Annotated in this window: 5 protein-coding genes; all 5 read left to right on the plus strand. The window is 45.5% G+C overall.

The window, feature by feature from the left end:
- Positions 1–272: 272 nt before the first annotated feature.
- Entirely contained in the window at positions 273–1,442 is a 1,170-nt protein-coding gene (locus LD39_RS18745; protein ID WP_035551667.1) for an acyl-CoA dehydrogenase family protein, read from the plus strand.
- Positions 1,443–1,472: 30 nt separating this feature from the next.
- Positions 1,473–2,237, plus strand: a complete 765-nt coding sequence (locus tag LD39_RS18750) for a beta-ketoacyl-ACP reductase (RefSeq protein ID WP_035551670.1) — start codon at positions 1,473–1,475, stop codon at positions 2,235–2,237.
- Between the two features lie 18 nt (positions 2,238–2,255).
- The gene (locus LD39_RS18755; RefSeq protein WP_035551673.1) at positions 2,256–2,705 is read left to right on the plus strand and encodes a MaoC family dehydratase N-terminal domain-containing protein; all 450 of its coding nucleotides are present in this window, start codon (positions 2,256–2,258) and stop codon (positions 2,703–2,705) included.
- Complete coding sequence (locus LD39_RS18760) at positions 2,702–3,109, plus strand: MaoC/PaaZ C-terminal domain-containing protein (protein ID WP_035551676.1); 408 nt, start codon at positions 2,702–2,704, stop codon at positions 3,107–3,109. Before LD39_RS18755 ends, LD39_RS18760 begins: the two co-directional genes overlap by 4 nt.
- A 26-nt stretch (positions 3,110–3,135) precedes the next feature.
- A partial coding sequence (locus LD39_RS18765; protein WP_035551679.1) for an acyl-CoA dehydrogenase family protein occupies positions 3,136–4,296 on the plus strand: 1,161 nt, incomplete at its 3' end.

Genomic DNA, 4,296 nt, shown 5'->3' on the forward strand with positions numbered 1-4,296 from the left:
TTATTTTGTTTTTATTTGGCTCTGTTTGTTAAATAGCCATCATAAATAGAGGCTAATCAACGAAGTTAGTAACGAAATCAATCAAACTTTTTTAGTATCAACGAAAAGAAAATCTATCGGCCAATCTACATATTTTTCAAATTATGTGTTGTTTTTTCCGAAAATTTGAAATAGTATAAAATAAAACATACTAACCGGTAGGTATGTAAAATCTATTTCAGAATTTAACAGCGAAGACTTTTATAAAAAACTTACAGATTGGGGATAGTTGGATGCATTTACGTTTAACCGATGAACAACAAATGGTTCAGAAAACGATCCGAAAGTTTGTGGAAAAAGAATTGATTCCTCTTGAAAATGAAGTATTACGAAATGAACGTGAGGGCAGACCGAGCCTATCGAAAGAAAAAATGCAGGAGCTTCAGATGAAGGCTAAGGACGCCGGATTTTGGGGCATCAATACACCGGAAGAATATGGAGGAGCAGACTTAGGCCAAATGATGCTGGCGATCGTGCAAATGGAAGTGGCCCGCACATTCGTCCCATTTCAGTTCGGAGGGTCTGCAGATAACATTTTGTACTACGGAAATGAAGAACAGAAACAAAAATATCTGCTACCAACGATTAACGGGGAGAAGAAATCCTGTTTTGCCATGACAGAGCCTGGTGCGGGGTCTGATACGAGAAATATTCGTATGACCGCTGTGAAAGAAGGCAATGAGTGGGTGTTGAATGGAGAAAAGACCTTCATCACAGGAGGAAATGAAGCAGATTTCACGATGGCCATTGCCATTACTGATAAAGAGCTGCACAAGTCTTCGGCTGGCCGTAAAGGGGTAACCTGCTTCATCGTGGACCGTGATATGGGCTGGAAGTCCGAATATATCCATACGATGGGGGAATGGGGTCCTGCTGCACTCGTTTTTGATAACGTTCGTGTACCAGAAGAAAATATTCTCGGTGAAGTCCACGGCGGTTATGATTTGGGGCTTGAATGGATTGGTTTTGCGCGTTGGATCGTCGGGGCACGAGCTGTCGGAGCAGCAGAGCGTTTATTGAATATGGCGATTGACTATGCGAATGAGCGCGAGACGTTCGGAAAACCAATTGCGACTCGTCAAGCGATTCAATGGCAAATCGCAGATTCCGCTGTAGAAATTGAAGCGGCCAAATGGCTCGTCTTGAATGCAGCCTTTACGTTAGATCAAGGTGAAGACAACCGACACGTCGCTTCCATGGCGAAATTGTACGGAGCGAATATGGGGAATCGCGTCGTCGATCGTGTGCTGCAAATTCATGGAGGAATGGGCTACACAAGAGAATTACCGATTGAGCGCTGGTACCGTGAAGCTCGGTTGTGGAGGATCTATGACGGTACGGACGAAATTCAGCGCCTGATCATATCCAGGAATCTATTAAAAGGCCATGTAAAAATCGGTTAGGACATATTTCTATTAGAGGAGGAATTCATTGTGACAGAGCGTTTTAGTGGAAAAGTAGCTTTTGTAACGGGTGGAAGCCGCGGGATCGGAAAAGGAATCGCGAAAAGGTTCGCAGAAGAAGGGGCGAAAGTTGCCATCATCGATGTAAACGAAGAGGCATTGCAGGAAACAGAAAGTGAGTTCAAAGAGCAGGGATACGATGTTCACTGTCAAGTGGCCAATGTCGTCGAGTTCGACCAGGTGCAGAATACCATGAAAGAGGTCCATGACAAGTTCGGTTCCTTGGATATTCTCGTTAATAACGCAGGAGTTATCCGTGACAACATGTTATTCAAAATGACGGACTCCGATTGGGATACGGTCATGGATGTTCATCTAAAAGGATCCTTCAATGCTGCACGCGCGGCGCAAAGTTATATGGTAGAGAACAAGTACGGACGTATTATTAACATTTCCTCTACGTCTGCGCTCGGAAATAGAGGTCAAGCGAACTACGCCACAGCAAAAGCTGGTTTACAAGGATTTACGAAAACCTTAGCGATTGAACTAGGGAAATTCGGAATCACAGCGAATGCTGTCGCGCCTGGTTTTATCGAAACGGAAATGACAAAGGACACGGCTGCGAGAATCGGGATTTCCTTCGAAGATCTCGTCCAGCATAGCATTCAGAATATTCCTGTAGGAAGAAGTGGAAAGCCAGAAGATATCGCGAATGCGGTCGCCTTTTATGCAGATGAGCAGTCATCCTTCGTCAATGGTCAGGTGATCTATGTCGCTGGTGGTCCGAAAGACTAACTTAAGGAGGGATCAAGCATGTTTGAACATACGATTGGAAAACAGTCCAATAAAGTGAAAAATACCGTGGAACGTGGTGCGGTGAAGAAGTTCGCAGAATCGATTGGAGATCTTCATCCCATTTACGTCGATGAAGAAGTCGGGAAGCAATCACCATACAAGGCGAACATTGCCCCACCGACTTTTCCGAGAGTGTTTGATTATGGAGTCATCGAGGAGTTGGACTTACCTAAGAAAGGGTTGATTCATGGTGAGCAAATCTATCATTATGAACGGCCATTGCTCGTAGGAGAGGAAATCCTCTGCTATACAGAAGTGAAAGGTTACTATGAAAGAAGCGGAAAAAGTGGCGATATGGGCTTTTTAAAAGTGAAAAGGTACGGTACGGATCTCGATGATCACTTCATTTTTTCTGAAGAACAAATTGTCATTATCACAGAAGCGGTTCGAAAGGAGATGAAAGTATGAGCCAGCTGGCAGCGTTACAAGCAGGTGATTCCCTTGATACCGTCACATTGGAGCCTGTTTCTAGATTAGATTTGATCAAATACGCCGGAGCTTCAGGAGATTATAACCCGATTCACACCATCGATGAAGAGGCGGAAAAAGCTGGTCTTCCGGGAATTATTGCCCATGGCATGTGGACGATGGGAAATCTCTCCAAACTCTTTACGCCATTTTATGCAGAAGGTTTCATCCAGGACTATTCCATCCGGTTTAAAGGCATGGTTTTCCTCGGAGATGTGCTCATATTAAGTGCGGTGCTCAAGGAAGTGAATGAAGATGAACTGATTTTCAATGTCCAGGCAGCGAATCAGAAGGATCAAGCTGTTATCAAAGGAGAAGTCGTCTTTTGTAAGCGCTTAGAATAAGTTCCTACATATTAAGGAGGAGTCCCATGGATTTTGATTACTCACCTAAAGTCAAGGAATGGCAAGAAAGCTTGAATGCATTTATGGAGGAGCACATCTACCCGAACGAATCGGTTTATGAGAAACAACTGAACAGTCAAGATCGATTCGCAGATGTGCCGCCGATCATGGAAGAGTTGAAGGGAAAAGCGAAAGAGGCGGGACTATGGAATTTGTTTTTACCTGATAGTGAATACGGTGCAGGGTTGAGCAACTTAGAGTACGCCCCTCTTTGCGAAATCATGGGGAGGTCAAGTATTGCACCCGAAGTGTTTAACTGTGCGGCACCTGATACAGGAAATATGGAAGTGTTAGTAAGATACGGAACTGATGAGCAGAAGGAGAAATGGCTTCAGCCTTTGCTTGATGGAGAAATCCGTTCCTGTTTTTCGATGACGGAACCTGACGTGGCTTCCTCTGATGCGACGAATGTTCAAACGCGCATTGAACGGGATGGTGATGAGTATGTGATCAACGGTACGAAATGGTGGTCATCGGGAGCTGGAGACCCGCGCTGTAAAATCAGCATTTTGATGGGGAAAAATGATCCCGATGCTCCGAAGTATGATCAGCAATCGATGATCCTCGTACCGCTTAATACGCCAGGGGTTAAAATTAAGCGGACGCTTCCGGTCTATGGCTATGATCATGCCCCTCATGGTCATGCTGAAATTGAATTCCGCGATGTGCGTGTACCTGCCTCCAACCTCCTTTGGGGAGAAGGCAAAGGATTCGCCATTGCTCAAGGTCGACTGGGACCGGGGAGAATTCATCATTGTATGAGAACGATCGGGGCAGCTGAACGAGCCCTTGAGGAACTGTGTGCGCGTGTTCAGGATAGAGAGGCCTTTGGAAAACCACTGGCGGACCAGGGTGTAATTAGAGAGTGGATTGCTGATTCAAGGATCGAGATTGAGCAGGCACGTCTGCTCACTTTGAAGGCGGCGCATATGATGGATACGGTCGGCAATAAGGAAGCAAAAGCAGAAATCGCTATGATTAAAGTCGTTGCGCCAAATATGGCTTTGAGAGTCATAGATCGAGCGATTCAAGCTTTCGGAGCTGCCGGTGTCAGCCAGGATACACCGCTTGCGGCTGCCTGGGCGAATATACGCACACTCCGACTCGCGGATGGCCCGGATGAAGTG

Source organism: Halobacillus sp. BBL2006, from assembly GCF_000786645.1.
Lineage (GTDB): Bacteria > Bacillota > Bacilli > Bacillales > Halobacillaceae > Halobacillus.

Bases quoted from the DNA above. Each gene is read 5' to 3' on its own strand.
- LD39_RS18745 (WP_035551667.1), top strand. From the start codon at position 273: ATGCATTTACGTTTAACCGATGAACAACAAATGGTTCAGAAAACGATC.
- LD39_RS18755 (WP_035551673.1), top strand. From the start codon at position 2,256: ATGTTTGAACATACGATTGGAAAACAGTCCAATAAAGTGAAAAATACC.
- LD39_RS18760 (WP_035551676.1), top strand. From the start codon at position 2,702: ATGAGCCAGCTGGCAGCGTTACAAGCAGGTGATTCCCTTGATACCGTC.